Genomic DNA, 16,944 nt, shown 5'->3' on the forward strand with positions numbered 1-16,944 from the left:
ACTTTTTTGGCTTTCTCTTTTTTGGAAAAAGAGGAAAGAGAAGTGGACAAACGTGTGATATAATAGAATCAACTTTCTACCAGCGAATGCTGTGCTGGTTACTATTCTTTTGAATCCGGAGTATACCGATGAAAAAATATATTCGAAATTTGAGTGTGTTTAACAAAACGGTTTTATTTTCTACTTTAATTGTAGTTGCCCTTGGAGTCATTTCTTTAGCCATTAGCTATCAAGTTCAAAAAAAGATGGCAAAAGAGACACTAACGCAGCACGCGTTAATTATGGCCGATTTATGGAGGGAGTCTTTATCTAAACAAGACGTAATAGCAGCAGTGGATTCAAGGAACGGGACGATTCCTGAAAAAGACGAGCTAGAAAAGCAGTTCAGAAAGATTTACGAATTGCATCCGTCGTACTTGCAGGGATATATTATGACGACCGAAAAATTCCAGTCGCATGGAAATAAGATTATCGTAACAGCGAATAAGAGAATTAAGCAATCACTAGAGCCATCCATGATTTATTATGGAGGAGAAGAATTTTACAAATCATTTAAGCAAGCAGAACAAGAAAAGAAGAATATCGTAACATCTACATACAAAGACGAATTCGGGACGTGGATAACCGTTTTATCGCCTATTACAAACAGCTCTGGAAAAGTCGTGGCTATTCTTGGTGTAGATATAGATGCAAGCGCTATCTATATCTATCAAAAACGTTTAATTGTAGCTTTGATCGTTGCGTTTACTATTTTGTTTACCTTCATTATTGTTATTCAAGACTGGGGACTAAGGCGATTAATGTCGCCCCTAGGAGAATTAGTAGAAGGAATTCAAGCAGTAAGTCAAGGGAAGTTTGATGTGAAACTGACACATGAAAATGATTCTGAGTTAGGGGATGTACACACAAGATTTAATGAAATGACAGAGCGGCTTCAGCAGCTTTTTCAACAAGTGTCAGCAACAAAAGAACAGCTGAACGTAGAAACGAATTTCAGTCATTCAAAAGATGGAATTGCTAAAGCGATTGATGAATTAGAAGTTATTATGGAAAAAACGAGGATGCAAAAGGAATTGCAGCGAGCAGAGAAAATGAATGCAATTGGTCAATTAGCTGCTTCTGTAGCCCATGAAATTCGAAATCCTATGACGGTGGTAAAAGGGTTTTTACAGCTTTTTCAAGATAACACAAAGCTTTCAAACACTGAATTAAGTTACATTCATCTTATGATTAATGAAATGGACAGAGCGGAAGCGATTATTCATGACTATTTATCTTTAGCCAAGCCGGATGTTCATCAGCATCGTTTTATTAACTGCTTGGAGTGTATTACAAGCTTAGTAGACTTATTATCTTCTTATGCTTTGTTAACAAATAATATACTCATAGAATTAGACGCAAAAGAAGAAGTTTATGTTCGCGGCAGCCGAAACGAATTGAATCAAGTTCTGCTTAATATTATGAAAAATGGAATTGAAGCCATGAGAGCTGGAGGAACGCTTCGAGTAGGGCTTTACAAGCGAGAAGGGCAGGTACATATTCAAATTGAAGATACTGGTATAGGCATGACCAGTGAACAAGTGAACCGGCTGGGAACAGCATTTTATTCTTTAAAAGAAAAAGGAACAGGGATTGGTCTGATGGTGTCTTATCAACTGGTCGAACAAATGAATGGAAGAATTGAAGTGGAAAGCATACCAGGAAAAGGTTCAACGTTTATCTTGATTTTCCCTAGCTATGACTAAACTTTAACCGTGCAGGAGGAACATATGAAAAGCTGGTCTTATAAATTGTTTTTTTTACTGCTCATTAGTTGTATGATGTTAACAGCCTGTGGTTCCAAAATAGAAAATCCTCTCAATTGGAAGATGGACTCTTTTTCTTATGTTAACCAAGATCAAAATAAAGTAGGGCTAAGTCAGCTGAAAGGGAACGTTTGGGTAGCTAACTTTATCTTCACAAGCTGCGAAACCGTATGTCCCCCAATGACGGCTCATATGGCTAAATTACAAAAAATGGCCAAGGATGAAGGGCTGGATGTTCGCTTTGTTTCATTTAGCGTAGACCCTGAAGTGGACACTCCACCGAAAATGAAGGACTATGCGACTAAATTTGGCGCTGATTTTTCGAATTGGGATTTCTTAACGGGTTATAAACAAGCGGAAATTGAAAAGTTTGCGCTGGACCAATTTAAAACGATTGTGAAAAAGCCGCAAGAAAATCCGCAGGTTATTCACGGTACGGATTTTTTTCTAATTGACAAAGATGGAGTCGTTCAAAAATCTTATCAGGGAGTGACTGATCCTCCTTATGAAGATATGATAAAAGATATCAAAACCCTTCAGTAAGAGCTATAAATCCGTCAAATCTATCCGCCAAACACAGCTATCTTTATAGTGATGTGTTAGCGGATATTTTTATGAAAGAAACATGCTTATCCTTTTTTTTACATATACTATATATAAGAAACGTAGTAAAATATCAACTTGACATAGTATGATAAGATATAAAGATATAGTTATTCAGAGCGGTAAGCAGTATTGCTTGTGACAGCGAGAATACAGCATAGTTAGTAGGTGTTATGATGAGAAAATGGAAAAGTATAGTGATAAGCAGTATGAGTGCGGTGGTGTTAGCGAGCTGTTCGACAACGACTTTTTTGCCGGCGGACAATAAAGAAGAAGCCGTTCAGAAAGAAGTGGATTTAACACCTAAAAAGCATATTCCGAAAGGCTTTTTTCCTGTAGATTTAGATATTGTAGCCATTGGTGACTCATTAACAGAAGGAGTAGGAGATGAGTCTAAAAAAGGCGGTTATGTACCATACTTAACTAAATACCTTTCTAAACAAAATGAAGTGCAAAATGTACGAACAGAGAATCTAGGCAAAAGAGGAAACCGGACGGATCAGCTATTAGCGAGGCTAAATCAGCCGGGAGTAGCAGCTGAAGTATCAAGAGCAGACATCGTTTTTTTGACGATTGGCGGCAATGACGTGATGAAAGTGGTAAGAGATTACTTTTACAATATCTCAATTAAGACGTTTGAATCACAGCAGTCAAAATATGAAAAACGTCTAAATGACGTGTTTTCACGTATACGTAAGCTTAATCCTAATGCTCACATTTATTTAATTGGTTTTTATAATCCATTCTTTAAATCATTAAGTGATGTGAAAGAAATTAATGTTGTTATTCATGAATGGAATGCAGCAAGCGAGAAAATTGCTTCTCAATATGATAATGTAAGTTATGTAAAAATTGATGATATTTTTTATGATTCTGACGTAAATTTATTAGGGAAAGACGAGTTTCACCCTAATAAAAAAGGGTACAAACTAATGGCTGAACGCATTAGTAAATCAATGGAGGAAGAAGATCCTCTCGTTGGAGATCAGAAAAAGGAAACAGCAAAAGAAGTTACATCTGATGAAAAAGAGAAAAACACGAAAGAGAGTGGGAACGAGTAAGGAGATTGTGATATGAAGAAGTGGAAAACCCTATTTATCGCGTTATTAGGGATTAATGTTCTAGGGGCTATCCTTATTATTGCGTTTATTTTTCAACCGGTTGACAAGGCCAATCCAACTCCCTCTGAAAAAGTAGAAGGAGACGCAGAACTAACTATTTTGGCTAAAAAAGCGGACTTAAATGTACTGATTGATAAATATTTAAAGAAAGAATTTAAGAATCAGCCGCTTAACTACAAAATTACTCTTACCGATGTAGTAAGAGTAGACGGTACGATTCAAGTATTCGGCGATGACATTAATATTCGAATGACATTTGATCCAATTGTACAAAAAAATGGAGATATTGTGCTTGAACAGCAGTCACTTTCTGTTGGAAAGCTGCAGCTTCCTGTCCGCACAGTGCTTCGATACGTAAATAATAACTTTGCGCTACCAGAATGGGTAACGATTGATCCAAAGAATGAATCAGTATACGTAGCGTTACAGCAGATGAAGTTAGAGAGTGATTTTGCTGTAAAAGTACAAAAGTTTGATTTGAAAAATGATGATATTCGCGTACGTTTAATTTCGCGCAGTGAATAAAAAACCTTCCAATTTGGAAGGTTTTTTTGTTAACGATCTTGGGAAATCAGCGCTTCTAATACAGGACGGTTTTTAGCAAATCCGACGGCATATACCGTATATGTTCGATTCGGACGAAGGTTCAGTGCCGGGATTTCGAGTACTACATTTTTGGTTCCTGCTATGCGCACACTAAGTTGAACATGCATGGGGGACAAAGGCAAATATTTTGTGACTTCTTTAAACTGCACTCCAGAAAAAATGACGTCTCCGCCTCTAGCCGCAATATCCACAGCAGGAGCATCAGGAGAAAGGTGCACAAACCGAAGCTTTGTTTCTCCACTTGGTACATCCGTATTGTCATAGATAAACAATAAATCAAGCTTGTTTAGCTCATCTACCGCTGCTACCGTGTAATTTTGGTTTCCTTCAAATGTAAATGATTCCGTTAAAACAGGTCTTCCCGTTTCTCCGGCGGGATAAATAGAAATTGTATATCTTCCAGGTTCTTGTAATTCAATATAATCTGTTTCTTGTTTATAAGTTAAGTTGCGAATCACTCGTTTGTTGTTAATATAAATATCTACAGATGGAGAATCTGGAGAAGCGTGAAGTATACGAATTTGCGGCGGATTTACGCGCAGATTCGTATTTTCAGAAGAAGTTAAGATGGCCTGCTGGATATAGTACAAATGCTTTTGATAATAATGAATATGCTTAGATGGATCACTATACTTATAGTAGTTAGCTAGAAAATCGTATTTCATTGCTTTTTTAATATATTGATCAAAGGAATAATTAGCCATATGTTCAGCTCCCTTATTGTCGGAGTATAAAAACATTTCCATACGTAACCAAACATATGCTAAAACTCATAATTTATGCCGATCACTGATCACTCCCGAGACCTCCAAGAAGAAACAATGAGCCAAATGCCCTCTATGTGCATATACTGAATCAAATTATTGACTGAAGGCTTATTGTATGACCGAAATTAGTATAGAAAAAAGGAGTGAGAGCATGCGCGATTTTTATGCTCGGATGCTACGGTTAATTATGTTAAGTTTTTTACTGCTGCTACTTTTAATTCAATTTACAGAGCGCTCTACTTCATTTATTCACATTACCCCCGCGCTAAATAAAGTAACCGAGCGAATTGAGCTGATTACCTATGATGAATAAATGTATGTTTTCTGCGTTTCGATATGTACTTGTTCTTTATGCTATCTGCTTTACATTTTTATTTGTTAGTACAGTTCCAAGCCTATTTGGTTTCACCGTGACCGTTCAAGAAACGGATTATCACCATCTGCATCGCGGAGATATAGTTGTCTTTAGAGACGAATTATCTTCTTCAAAGAATGAACTTGTACTGGCCCATAATCCAGAGCTTGATGTACTGGTTACAGCTCAAAGAGATTCTTTGCCTGCTTCTTTTAAAGTGATTGGAAGCTACGCATACCATCTCCCGTATATAGGGGTCATTATTGAGTTTCTGAAAGATTTTACTACGTTACTGGTAATGGGAAGTATTTTACTTTTGTTGTTTTCGTATACGCTGCAACCCAAAAGGCGAATATGGCGTAAGAGAAAGTAAAAAATGGGCGAATGCACATACAGGACAATCAACTAACGCATATAAAGTACAGTGTACGAAATGAATAAAAAAAACAAGAGGAGAGATTGCTATGTATAACTACGATTGTTACGACCCATGCCATCACGGAGGCTATCACCACCTATATGATACTTGCCACTATCCAATTAGCTATCCAATTGGCGGTTATCATCATTGCGGAACGGGTCAGTCATTTGCATTAATTGTTGTGCTATTTATTTTATTAATCATCATTGGCTGCACCTGTTTTTGCTGATTAGGCCTCATTTGCTCGCATGTGCGAGCTTTTTATAACAGATAGAAAAGGACAAACTTATATATAAATTGTTTAAATAATAAAAAAATTTTGCCAAATCAACATTTACCATATTATACTATAGCTAGTAACTCAATAAGCGAAGGTGAATATATGGAAAAGGAAAAAGTATTTCAACAGCTATTTTCAATGTCATTTACACCAATGCTCGTAATGAATATGGATGGAGATATTCAAATTTTAAATGAAGCGTGCTGCCATCTTTTTAAAACGACGGAAGAACGGCTTCTTTCCTGTAATGTATTTGAAGAGCCAAATCGCTTTTTTATTGAAAAGCATGAAGTGGAACCGTTAAGAAAGCAAGAGGAAGAAGTTGTTTTACTTAAGAAAAAAGTAGATCAGCAGTTTCCGATGCACATCCATATTCAACGCACGGAAGGGGATATTCCGCTCTTAGTTGTTCAGTGGAAAGAGTTTTCCTCAAGTATTGAAAAGCAAGAGGAAGTCATTCGAAAAATGAAGCAATATAAGCAGTTTGTCCAGCAAAGTCAAGATGCATTTATTGTAACAAGAGAAGGTAGAATTCAATATTTGAATCCCGCTGGTGTTAAACTTCTTGGCGGCGAGAAAAAAGAAGAGTATATCGGGCGTCCTTGGCTTCATTTTATTCACCCCGAACATTTAGAAATCGTAAAAGAACGAATGGTTCAGCTGATGAATGGAATGTCCGTGAGGCCACGTGTTGATGTGAAACTATTGACTAAAAAAGGAGTCGTCATTATTGAATCTTCGGCAACCAAAATTAAGTTTGAAGGACAGGATGCCATTCAGTATATTATTCGCGACGTAACGGATCGAAAAAAATATGATGAAATGGCAAGCAAATCTGAAAAGCTTACAATGGTGAGCAAGTTAGCGGCAGGAGTAGCACATGAAATTCGTAATCCAATGACGGCGATTAAAGGGTTTATTCAGCTGTTAAAAGCATCGAAACAGTACAACGAAGAATACAATGATATTATGCTTGAAGAATTGAATCGCGTCGAATCCATTATTCAAGAATTTTTAACGCTGGCCAAGCCTAAAATTGAAAATTCATACCACCCCAAAAGTCTCAATCAAATCATACGTCATGTGACATTATTATTAGATACACACGCTAATTATAAAAACTGTCGTATTATTAATGAGATTAGTGATGAGATTACAATCTTTTGTGAAGAAAATGCGCTTAAACAAGTTTTTATTAATTTAATTCAAAATGCGCTTGAGTCAATGAGCAAAGGGACAGTTAAAGTCACCGTTGAGAAAAGAAATGAATACGGCATGGTCATTATCGAGGATGAAGGCTGTGGAATTGATGAGCAATCTTTAGCTCGGCTAGGTGAACCGTTTTATTCTACTAAACAAACAGGAACGGGGCTAGGGTTAATGATTAGCTACCGAATAATCGAACAGCATCAAGGACATATTTCATTTGCGAGTAAAGTAGGAGTAGGAACAAAAGTAGAAATTGCTCTTCCGTACATTAAAGAACCAGTGAACATTTCATAGCGCTTGCTATTCGTTCACTGGTTTTTATTTACTTGGAATAAAAACGAATGTTTTTTAAATATTTTATTTTAATGTTCGTGTATATTGTTGACTAAAGGATTTGTTTTTGATATATTATCAAATGGCTAGAAAATAACCGAATGATAATAAAAAAAGAAAATTCGGTCAATAACTTTTATCTTTTACCCAAAGAAAAAAAGATGATGGGAGAATGTACAATGAACTCAAATTATGATGTTATTGTGGTAGGGGCAGGACCCGCTGGGATTTTTACTTGCTATGAGTTAACGTTAAAATTACCGGAAGCAACTATTTTATTAATCGATAAAGGACACGATATCTATCGACGTAATTGTCCGATTCTTCAGAAAAAAATTGAAAAATGTCCGCCTGCGGTTGGCAAAAAAGAGTTTGCTGGCTGTTTGCCCGCTTGTTCTATTACAAATGGTTTCGGTGGAGCCGGCGCATATTCAGACGGGAAATTTAATATCACCAGTGAATTTGGAGGTTGGATGACGGATTATCTGTCTGAATCACAGGTGGTAGATTTAATTAAATATGTGGATGAAATTAATTTAAAACACGGAGCAACCGATACGATTACGGATCCGTTAACTGATAAAGTTCGTGAAATTGAAAAACGCGGATACGCAGCAGGATTAAAGCTATTGCGTGCCCAGGTGCGTCATTTAGGAACAGAGCAAAATTTAGAAATTTTAAAAAGCATTTATGAATACTTAAAAGAAAAAATTGATATGCAGTATAAAACGGAAGTAGCCGATTTAATAACAGAAAAAGAAGACGGTCAGCATATCGTGCGCGGTATCGAATTGAAGAATGGTGAAAGAATTACGGCTGATAAAGTGGTTGTTTCACCAGGTCGAGACGGCTCGAAGTGGATGAGCGACTTACTAAAAAAACGCCGTTTAAAAATGATTAACAATCAAGTGGACATCGGAGTTCGAGTCGAAACATCTAACGTTGTTATGGAAGAAATCAACAAGCACTTGTACGAAGGGAAATTCATTTATAATACGTCTGTAGGTACAAGAGTCAGAACGTTCTGCAGCAATCCTTCAGGACATGTGGTAGTAGAGAATCATTCAGGGATTATGTTAGCAAATGGACACGCATACAAAGATCCGAAGCTTGGAAGTCAAAATACGAACTTTGCGCTGCTTGTCTCTCATAAATTTTCGGATCCATTTGATCAGCCGAACGAATATGCGCACGAAGTATCAAGATTAGCTAATATGCTGTCAAACGGGGGCTTAGTTGTTCAAAAGTATGGAGATATTTTAAAGGGCCGTCGTTCAACAGCGACTCGAATTAAAGAAGGCTTTTTAGAACCAACGTTAAAAGAAGCTGTACCTGGTGACTTGGGCTTAGTACTTCCTTATAATACGATGAAAAGCTTAATTGAAATGACAGAAGCACTGGATCATGTAACGCCTGGGTTAGCATCTGAACATACGCTATTTTACGGTGTGGAAGCGAAATTTTACTCCGCCCGTCCGAAGTTAAACGATAAGTTTGAAACTGAAATTTCTGGTTTATACGTGGGAGGAGACGGAGCTGGTATTACGCGAGGGCTCGCGCAGGCAAGTGCGTGCGGTGTGTGGGTAGCGCGTGACATTGTTGAAAAATTAAAGAATCGCAAAGCAAGTTCTGAACCTGTTACTGTATAAAAAAAAGAGGCCGTCAGGGCCTCTTTTTTTTATGTGTTAAATAACGAGAGCGAATAAGTAAAAAGTAAAGAACTTGTACCGCACCAACTCCGATAGTTTTATATGATAATTACCCGCTCCTTTTTTAAAAGATATTACGGAATCCATCCTTCTATCGTGAACAGAATTAAATAGAATAAGGCGAATTGATAATGTCCATTTCTTTGCATCAATAAATTCAGTGAAATTTTAGGGAGGGTATATCAAGCAATACAAGGATAAAATCAGCAGTTGAAAAGAGTTATTTTTTGATGAGTAAAATATTTATGAAAGCAATAAAGTACACGGATATTAGAATAATTATGCGAATTAATGAATGGGAGTTAATGAGAAGAAAGTTCACTTTACAAACTATTTTTTGAATTAATTTTTTATCTATTAGATTATAAGTCTTGTTAAATAAGTATTTGTGGTTTATTGAAATACGATGTAAATATTTTAAAATATAACAATTATCAACTTTTTATGATAAAATCATGCATTTTTTTTGAATAAAAAGTTGACAGAAACATATAAAATGAATTTTAATTAAAGTAACAATTATTATCATGCAAAAATATTAAAGAAAATTATTTGCTTAATCTCTTTTGTTTTATAAGAGAACGGGGGACCCATAATTTATGAGTAATGTACTTGGGGTGAATCTTGAATGAATCAAGTAGGGTAACTCACATACCCGAATCCGACAGCTAACTCCGTAAGCATTCAGTGAGGGAATAACAGGTCTATGACACCGTGATATTCTCATGGTTTTTTGTATAGCTAAAAATATTCCTGAACTATTAATCTGAAAATTTTTAATATATTGTATATTTTGAGTGTTATCGTTCTCAATGCATGGTAAAATAAGTATGGTAGTTAGAATTATTCTAATATAATTTATTTACGGGGGGTAAATCTATGAAGCTATCGACAAAGATCATTATCGCGCTAATTGCTGGTGCTGTTGTAGGAGTGTTGATTAACGCTTTTGCTCCAAGTGCTTTTGCTCCGCTGGACAAGTACTTGTTTACACCGCTTGGCCAAATTTTCTTAAGCTTAATTAAAATGCTTGTTGTACCAATTGTGTTTTTCTCTATCACGTTAGGTGTAGCAGGTGTGCCGGGAGTTGGTCTCATTATGCTAGCAATGGTATTGAGTTCGGTTGGCTTGCCTGTAGCAGGTATCGGATTGATTATTGGAATTGATCGCTTGCTTGACATGCTTCGTACATCTGTAAATATTACGGGAGACGCTGCGTGTGCCGTTATTGTGGCTGAGTCAGAAGCAAAACGTATCGATAAATCTGTAACGCAATCAGCTTAATAAGCGTAAAAGCTCTAGCTATATGCTAGGGCTTTTTTTATTGGCAAGAAACTCTTCGTTTCAGCATACAGTTTAATAAGAGTGTATGTTTGAAAGGAGAGTGCGGAAATGAATAAAACTCATGTAATAAAGCCGCTGCTCGACGACGACTACCCAGTTATTTCATATGGAAAAGGAATTTATTTGTACGACCAAGATGGAAAAAGGTACATAGATGCTTCGTCGGGGGCAGTTACAGCAAGTATCGGACACGGCGTAAAAGAAATTATTGATGCGATGACCGATCAGGCACAGAAAGTTGCGTTTGTATATCGGTCGCAGTTTACAAGTGATCCAACAGAAGCCTTAGCTAAGAAACTATGTGAATTAAGCAGCAATCATTTCCAGTGGAGCTTTTTTGTTAACAGCGGGACAGAAGCGACTGAAACGGCTATGAAAACGGCAATTCAGCATTTTCAAGAGCAAGGAAAGCCAACCAAAACAAAGGTTTTGTCACGCTGGATGAGCTATCACGGTATTACAATAGGAGCTCTGTCTATGTCAGGGCACGTTGGAAGACGAAAACGCTTCTCGTCTTTGCTTGAAGATTATCCTTCGGTTTCGCCTCCTTATTGCTATCGATGTCCGTTTCATCAAACCTATCCATCCTGTAATCTTGCTTGTGCAAACGAATTGGAAACAGTTATCAAACGAACCGGCCCTGAACATATTGCTGCTTTTATTACAGAGCCCATTGTAGGAGCAGCCGGAGCAGCGCTTACACCTCCTCCCGGTTATTATGAAGTGATAAGAGAAATTTGCGATAAATATGATGTGTTATGGATTGTGGATGAAGTCATGACTGGAGTTGGGCGTACAGGCGTAATGTTTGCGTATGAGCACTGGGGAGTTAAACCAGACATCATGACGCTTGGAAAAGGAGTGGGAGCAGGATATACGCCAATAGCCGTTACGTTGGCTAGCAGCAAAACGATTGAACCTATCATGAACGGATCCAAATTAATTATGAGCGGACATACGCTAAGCGCTAATCCGCTGTCATCCGCTGTAGGGATAGCTGTTTTAACCTATATTGAAAAGCATGATCTTGTTCAAGAAGCAGCGCTGAAAGGAGACTATTTAGTAGGGGAATTGAAGAAGCTTCAACTTCTTTACCCTATTATTGGTGATATACGTGGCAAAGGCTTACTAGTTGGTCTTGAGCTTGTGCGAAATCCAAAGACGAAGGAGCCTTTTTCATCTTCGGAAAATATGACGGCGCGCGTAATAAGTAAAGCCCAAAAAAATGGTCTTCTCCTTTATCCTTCACAAGCAGGAACAGACGGAGTAGAAGGAGACGGTATTATTATTGCGCCACCATTTACGATTACTCATCGTCAGCTTGATGAAGCGGTCGATCTGCTTTCGAAAACATTGCATGAAGTGCAAAATGAAAAACAGAGAAATGAGGTGAAATGAGTGACAAAGGTCGAAAACTCATTTCAAAAGATCACAACTGTGGAACAAGCGATTGAATACGTGGATCATGCGGCTACGCTGATGATAGGAGGATTTGGAGGAGTAGGCAGCCCGCCTTCTCTCATTGATGGTCTGATTGAAAGCGGAAAATCAAATTTTACATTGATATGTAATGATTCAGGCTTTCCTCATATTGGTGCGGGAAAATTGGTAAGCCAAGGAAGAATTCAAAAGCTGATTGCTTCTCATATTGGATCGAACCCAGTGGCTGGAACGCTGATGACAGAAGAAAAGCTGGAAGTTGAGTTTTCTCCTCAAGGAACGCTTGCTGAACGGATTCGAGCGGGAGGAGTTGGACTCGGAGGAGTACTGATTGATGTAGGAATAGAAAATGACATTATTCAATTTGGAAAAGAAAAAGTGGAAATAGACGGCAAGACATTTTTAGTGGAAAAGCCGCTCACGGCCGACGTTGCTTTTGTGTATGCAAAAAAAGCAGATCCATTCGGCAACTTGCTTTATGATAAAAGCGCTCGAAACACTAATCCGTTAATGGCAATGGCAGGTCGTATAACTATCGCTGAAGTGGATGAAATTGTTCCTCTTGGGGACATTGACCCAGAGAACGTGATGACGTCAGGTGTATTTGTGGATTATATTGTCCCTTCAAAAGGAGTGAATTGGAAATGGGTTTGGGAATAGATATTCGTCATCGTATTGCAAAACGTGCTGCGGCTGAAATCAAAAACGGCATGATTGTTAATTTAGGGATTGGCATTCCTTCTCTTATTCCTAATTACGTACCAAGCGCTGTTCATGTGATGTTTCATGCTGAAAATGGAATTTTAGGGTTAGGATCTTCCCCTCCTTTAGGTGAAGAAGATGAGAATGTTTGCAATGCAGCAGGCTATCCAACAACTACCGTTCAAGGGGCTTCATACTGTGACAGTGCTACAGCCTTCGCGATGATTCGAAAAGGATACGTCGATATGACCATTCTTGGTGCGTTGGAAGTGAGTGAAAAAGGGGATTTAGCTAATTGGATTGTGCCAGGTAAGCGAGTTCCTGGGATAGGAGGAGCGATGGAATTAGCTCAAAAAGCGAAAAAAGTCATTGTGCTAATGAATCATACGAGCAAGACAGGAGAACCGAAGCTGGTTAAGACGTGCTCTTTACCTCTGACTGCTTCGGGCTGTGTGGGATTAGTTATTACAGATCGGGCGGTTTTTAAAGTAGAAAAAGATGCGCTTCTTCTAACAGAGTTAATGTCTCCTTATACTGTAGAGGATATTTTGAGTTCAACAGAAGCGACAGTTCGCCTGAGTGATCAATTGATTACGATACCATAAGGAGGACCATTACATGAACATACAGCAATCTATTCATAACTGGATGACAGAGCATCGTCAAAGTGCAGTGCGTTTACTCAAGCGTTTCGTAGAAGAAGCAAGCGTACAAGGTTCTGAAAAGCATGCGCAGGCAATTGTCATTGAACGCCTTCGACAGCTGCAGTTAGATATTGATATATGGGAACCGGACGAAAAAATACTTCGCAGCCATGAAGCTTTTGCCTCCAACCGTTCTACTTTTCGAGACAGTCCGAATGTGGTAGGCGTGTTAAAAGGGAAAGGCGGAGGGAAATCCATTATTTTGAATGGGCACATTGATGTAGTGCCACCCGGAGATCTTTCACAGTGGACGGAAGACCCTTATACGGCTGTTGTAAAAGATGGAAACTTATATGGACGCGGAGCAACGGATATGAAAGGAGGAAATGTGTCGTTACTTTTAGCTATTCAAGCGTTGAAAGAGCTAGATATTTCACTAAAAGGAGATGTTATTTTTCAAAGCGTAGTAGAAGAGGAAAGCGGAGGTGCAGGAACACTTTCCTGTGTACTTAGAGGGTATAAAGCAGATGGTGCCATTATTCCAGAACCAACCAACATGAAGATCTTCCCTAAGCAGCAAGGCTCCATGTGGTTTCGAGTGACCGTGCATGGAGTAGCAGCACATGGAGGGACTCGGTATGAAGGCGTGAGTGCGATTGAAAAAGCAGCTGTCGTGCTTAAACATATTGAGGGTCTTGAAAAAGAGAGAAACAGCCGAATTACGGATCCGCTCTATAATAAAATCCCCATTCCCGTGCCGATTAATATCGGAAATATACAAGGCGGAACGTGGCCTTCTTCAGTCGCTGATCAAGTGATATTAGAAGGCAGGATAGGAGTTGCTCCGCATGAAAAAATGAAAAATGTCAGAGCAGAAATGAAATCCTGGCTTGAACTTTTGCCTCAGCGTGATGAGTGGTTTGCTGAGCATCCTGTCGACTTGGAATGGTTTGGGGCCCACTGGCTTCCCGGTGAAATTGAATTGGAGCATCCGCTTATGACCTCTCTTTCGTCCTCTTTTTATCAAGTGAAACAGAAACAGCCGATCATTGAAGCATCTCCTTGGGGAACGGACGGAGGGATACTGTCACAAGTAGGGGATATTCCAACAGTTGTTTTTGGACCGGGAGTAACAGAAGTGGCCCACTTTCCGAATGAGTATATTTGTATTCAAACGATGCTTGACGCAGCAGAAATTATTGCTCTCACTGTAGCAGACTGGTGCAGTATTGCGGACTAAGCTAAAAAGGAGAGGATACAAACAAATGGGGAAACAAGAAAATATTTGTCAACCAACCTTTGCTATGACTCTTTTTTTAGATGAATGTAACAAGCGTCTGAGAATAGATGATTACCGGGGAAATGTAAACGATATTTACAGCTATATATATAAAGAAATTGAGAAGAAAACGTACGAAAAGTGGATTATAAAAGCACGTGCTGAACATCTGCTGGACTGGATAAGCTTGGGATTTTCTTTAGAAGCAACTGTTCCCTACTATTTTAACGGAAGCGACGCGTATCTTTTATGCTACTATACGTCTCAATCCCGCCGAGACAGCGGGGAGACGTTAAAAGAAACAGAGCTGCTTCAAGATGTGTTGAATTTGTCGACATCTGATTATTCTTCATTATCGAATCAACTGATCATGCGCCGAGCCATTTCATCTGACGCTAAACAACTTTCTCAGCTCTACCGTCAAATCTTCACAGTGTATCCTACTCCCCTCTACGAAGAAGAGTATCTCTCTAATTTGCTTCAAGAAGATAGCTTGTTTTATATCATAGTTGACAAGAACGATATCGTTAGCGCTGCTTCTGCTGAAATTGACTATGTCTATCACAATGCTGAACTAACGGATTGTGCGACTCTCCCTGCTTACCGAAAGTATGGATTCATGAAGCATTTATTAAACGCACTAGAGGCGGAGCTAAAACAGCGGCATATTTTTTGTGCATACACAATAGCGAGAGCGCTTTCATTCGGGATGAACGCCGCCTTTCAGCAGCTTGGCTATACCTATACGGGAAGGTTAACGAATAATTGTTACATTTATAAATCGTTAGAAGATATGAACGTATGGGTGAAGGATCTGTCAAAAAGTAAAGGGTGAGAAATAATTAACCAATTTATGGGCTGTAACATATAACAATAGTAAATCTTCATAAAGGAGCGATTGTATGTTATATGATTTATATAAGCCGTCCCGACACTGGAAAGATATTGAGTTATGGAAAGATGTTCCTGAAGAAAAATGGAATGACTGGATTTGGCAATTAACAAACACAATTCGAACATTAGATGATTTAAAAAAGGTTATTAACTTAACTCCTGAGGAAGAAGAAGGAGTACGCATTTCAACCAAAACCATTCCGCTCAATATTACGCCTTACTATGCATCTTTGATGAACCCAGATGATCCTCGCTGCCCCGTCCGTATGCAGTCTGTTCCGGTTGGCAAAGAACTTCATAAAACAAAATATGATCTAGAAGATCCCCTAGATGAAGACGAAGATTCTCCAGTGCCAGGGCTGACTCATCGCTATCCTGATCGCGTTTTGTTCTTAGTCACCAATCAATGTTCCATGTACTGCAGGTACTGTACTCGAAGAAGGTTTTCAGGACAAATCGGAATGGGCGTTCCAAAAAAGCAGTTAGATGCTGCGATTGCTTATATCGCCAAAACACCTGAAGTACGAGATGTACTCATTTCAGGCGGTGATGGCTTGCTGATTAATGACAACATTTTAGAATATATTTTGAAGAATTTACGAGCTGTTCCCCATGTGGAAATTATTCGGATTGGCACAAGAGCACCCGTTGTGTTTCCACAGCGAATAACAGAAAATTTATGTGCCATTTTAAGAAAATATCATCCAGTATGGTTAAATACTCACTTTAATACATCCATTGAAATTACTGAAGAGACAAAAAAAGCATGTGAAATGCTTGTCGATGCAGGCGTTCCAGTTGGCAATCAAGCGGTTATTTTAGCTGGGATTAATGACAGCGTAGCTATCATGAAAAAGCTTATGCACGATTTAGTGAAAATACGCGTTCGTCCTTACTATATTTATCAATGTGATTTGTCAGAAGGAATTGGGCATTTCCGCGCACCTGTTTCCAAAGGGCTTGAAATTATGGAAGGGCTGCGAGGTCATACTTCTGGCTATGCTGTTCCAACGTTTGTTATTGATGCGCCAGGAGGAGGAGGAAAGATTGCAGTTCAGCCAAACTATATTATTAGTCAAAGCGCAAGTAAAGTTGTTCTGCGAAACTTTGAAGGAGTGATTACGACGTATCCGGAGCCAGAAAGCTATGTGCCTGGGCGTGCAGATGATTATTTTCGAGCTGTTTATCCAGCATCGGATGCTAAAGATTCTTCCATCGGCATCTCGGGTCTTATGAATGATGCTCAATTCAACCTTGTACCGGAAGGGTTAGGGAGAGTAAAAAGACGTAAAACATATGAAAGTGACAGTGCTCACGAAAGTCTAAAAGATAAACGTGAAAAAAGAGATGAATTAAAAGATAAAAAGTTTAAAGCTCAATTGAAAAAAGACGTTAAAAGCGACGATGCTCCATCATCTTAAGGAGGTCCTGT

At 38.6% G+C, this 16,944-nt stretch carries 17 protein-coding genes and 1 riboswitch; of the genes, 16 read left to right on the plus strand and 1 reads right to left on the minus strand.

All coding sequences use genetic code 11. The features are described 5' to 3' along the window. Window positions 1-128 precede the first annotated feature (128 nt). The 4 genes from POF52_RS04255 to POF52_RS04270 all read left to right on the plus strand — a co-directional run bounded on the left by POF52_RS04255 (window position 129) and on the right by POF52_RS04270 (window position 4,054). On the plus strand, window positions 129-1,745 hold the full coding sequence (locus tag POF52_RS04255) for an ATP-binding protein (RefSeq protein ID WP_176583315.1): 1,617 nt from the start codon (window positions 129-131) through the stop codon (window positions 1,743-1,745). Between the two features lie 24 nt (window positions 1,746-1,769). Continuing rightward, on the plus strand, window positions 1,770-2,348 hold the full coding sequence (locus POF52_RS04260; protein WP_271990014.1) for an SCO family protein: 579 nt from the start codon (window positions 1,770-1,772) through the stop codon (window positions 2,346-2,348). A 236-nt stretch (window positions 2,349-2,584) separates the two neighbouring features. After that, on the plus strand, window positions 2,585-3,469 hold the full coding sequence (locus POF52_RS04265; RefSeq protein ID WP_176583326.1) for an SGNH/GDSL hydrolase family protein: 885 nt from the start codon (window positions 2,585-2,587) through the stop codon (window positions 3,467-3,469). A 12-nt stretch (window positions 3,470-3,481) separates the two neighbouring features. After that, window positions 3,482-4,054 (plus strand): YpmS family protein, encoded by a 573-nt coding sequence (locus POF52_RS04270; RefSeq protein ID WP_013058738.1) that lies wholly within the window; start codon window positions 3,482-3,484, stop codon window positions 4,052-4,054. Between the two features lie 29 nt (window positions 4,055-4,083). Here POF52_RS04270 and POF52_RS04275 read toward each other — a convergent pair whose 3' ends face one another. After that, on the minus strand, window positions 4,084-4,839 hold the full coding sequence (locus tag POF52_RS04275; protein WP_013084693.1) for a DUF4397 domain-containing protein: 756 nt from the start codon (window positions 4,837-4,839) through the stop codon (window positions 4,084-4,086). A 214-nt stretch (window positions 4,840-5,053) separates the two neighbouring features. On the opposite strand from POF52_RS04275, the gene POF52_RS04280 reads away from it, so the two are divergent. The 12 genes from POF52_RS04280 to ablA all read left to right on the plus strand — a co-directional run bounded on the left by POF52_RS04280 (window position 5,054) and on the right by ablA (window position 16,933). After that, the gene (locus tag POF52_RS04280; protein ID WP_013084692.1) at window positions 5,054-5,215 is read left to right on the plus strand and encodes a hypothetical protein; all 162 of its coding nucleotides are present in this window, start codon (window positions 5,054-5,056) and stop codon (window positions 5,213-5,215) included. After that, a complete protein-coding gene (locus tag POF52_RS04285; protein ID WP_016765317.1) occupies window positions 5,205-5,630 on the plus strand; it encodes a hypothetical protein in 426 nt (141 codons plus the stop codon). The genes POF52_RS04280 and POF52_RS04285 overlap by 11 nt, the downstream gene beginning before the upstream one ends. A gap of 91 nt (window positions 5,631-5,721) precedes the next feature. Next, window positions 5,722-5,907 carry a YjcZ family sporulation protein gene (locus POF52_RS04290; protein WP_075419415.1) on the plus strand — a complete coding sequence of 62 codons (186 nt, stop codon included), beginning with the start codon at window positions 5,722-5,724 and terminating at the stop codon, window positions 5,905-5,907. Between the two features lie 153 nt (window positions 5,908-6,060). After that, entirely contained in the window at window positions 6,061-7,461 is a 1,401-nt protein-coding gene (locus POF52_RS04295) for an ATP-binding protein (protein ID WP_013058734.1), read from the plus strand. Between the two features lie 218 nt (window positions 7,462-7,679). Further along, window positions 7,680-9,149: an NAD(P)/FAD-dependent oxidoreductase gene (locus tag POF52_RS04300; RefSeq protein ID WP_013084690.1), complete on the plus strand. Its 1,470-nt coding sequence runs from the start codon at window positions 7,680-7,682 to the stop codon at window positions 9,147-9,149. 603 nt (window positions 9,150-9,752) lie between these two features. Then, window positions 9,753-9,908: riboswitch (cyclic di-AMP (ydaO/yuaA leader) on the plus strand. 180 nt (window positions 9,909-10,088) lie between these two features. Next, on the plus strand, window positions 10,089-10,493 hold the full coding sequence (locus tag POF52_RS04305; protein ID WP_271990028.1) for a cation:dicarboxylate symporter family transporter: 405 nt from the start codon (window positions 10,089-10,091) through the stop codon (window positions 10,491-10,493). 108 nt (window positions 10,494-10,601) lie between these two features. Beyond that, the gene (locus POF52_RS04310) at window positions 10,602-11,951 is read left to right on the plus strand and encodes an aspartate aminotransferase family protein (protein WP_271990030.1); all 1,350 of its coding nucleotides are present in this window, start codon (window positions 10,602-10,604) and stop codon (window positions 11,949-11,951) included. Further along, window positions 11,952-12,653: a CoA transferase subunit A gene (locus tag POF52_RS04315; protein WP_016765315.1), complete on the plus strand. Its 702-nt coding sequence runs from the start codon at window positions 11,952-11,954 to the stop codon at window positions 12,651-12,653. It abuts the gene before it with no gap. Next, window positions 12,638-13,300 (plus strand): 3-oxoacid CoA-transferase subunit B, encoded by a 663-nt coding sequence (locus tag POF52_RS04320; RefSeq protein ID WP_034649363.1) that lies wholly within the window; start codon window positions 12,638-12,640, stop codon window positions 13,298-13,300. Before POF52_RS04315 ends, POF52_RS04320 begins: the two co-directional genes overlap by 16 nt. A 13-nt stretch (window positions 13,301-13,313) precedes the next feature. Continuing rightward, window positions 13,314-14,579 (plus strand): peptidase, encoded by a 1,266-nt coding sequence (locus POF52_RS04325; RefSeq protein WP_176583309.1) that lies wholly within the window; start codon window positions 13,314-13,316, stop codon window positions 14,577-14,579. Between the two features lie 25 nt (window positions 14,580-14,604). Continuing rightward, a complete protein-coding gene (ablB, locus tag POF52_RS04330) occupies window positions 14,605-15,453 on the plus strand; it encodes a putative beta-lysine N-acetyltransferase (protein ID WP_176583308.1) in 849 nt (282 codons plus the stop codon). A 67-nt stretch (window positions 15,454-15,520) separates the two neighbouring features. Continuing rightward, the gene (gene ablA / locus POF52_RS04335) at window positions 15,521-16,933 is read left to right on the plus strand and encodes a lysine 2,3-aminomutase (protein WP_271990036.1); all 1,413 of its coding nucleotides are present in this window, start codon (window positions 15,521-15,523) and stop codon (window positions 16,931-16,933) included. Window positions 16,934-16,944: the final 11 nt, after the last annotated feature.

The sequence above is a fragment of the Priestia sp. AB genome, assembly GCF_028369225.1.
Lineage (GTDB): Bacteria > Bacillota > Bacilli > Bacillales > Bacillaceae_H > Priestia > Priestia megaterium.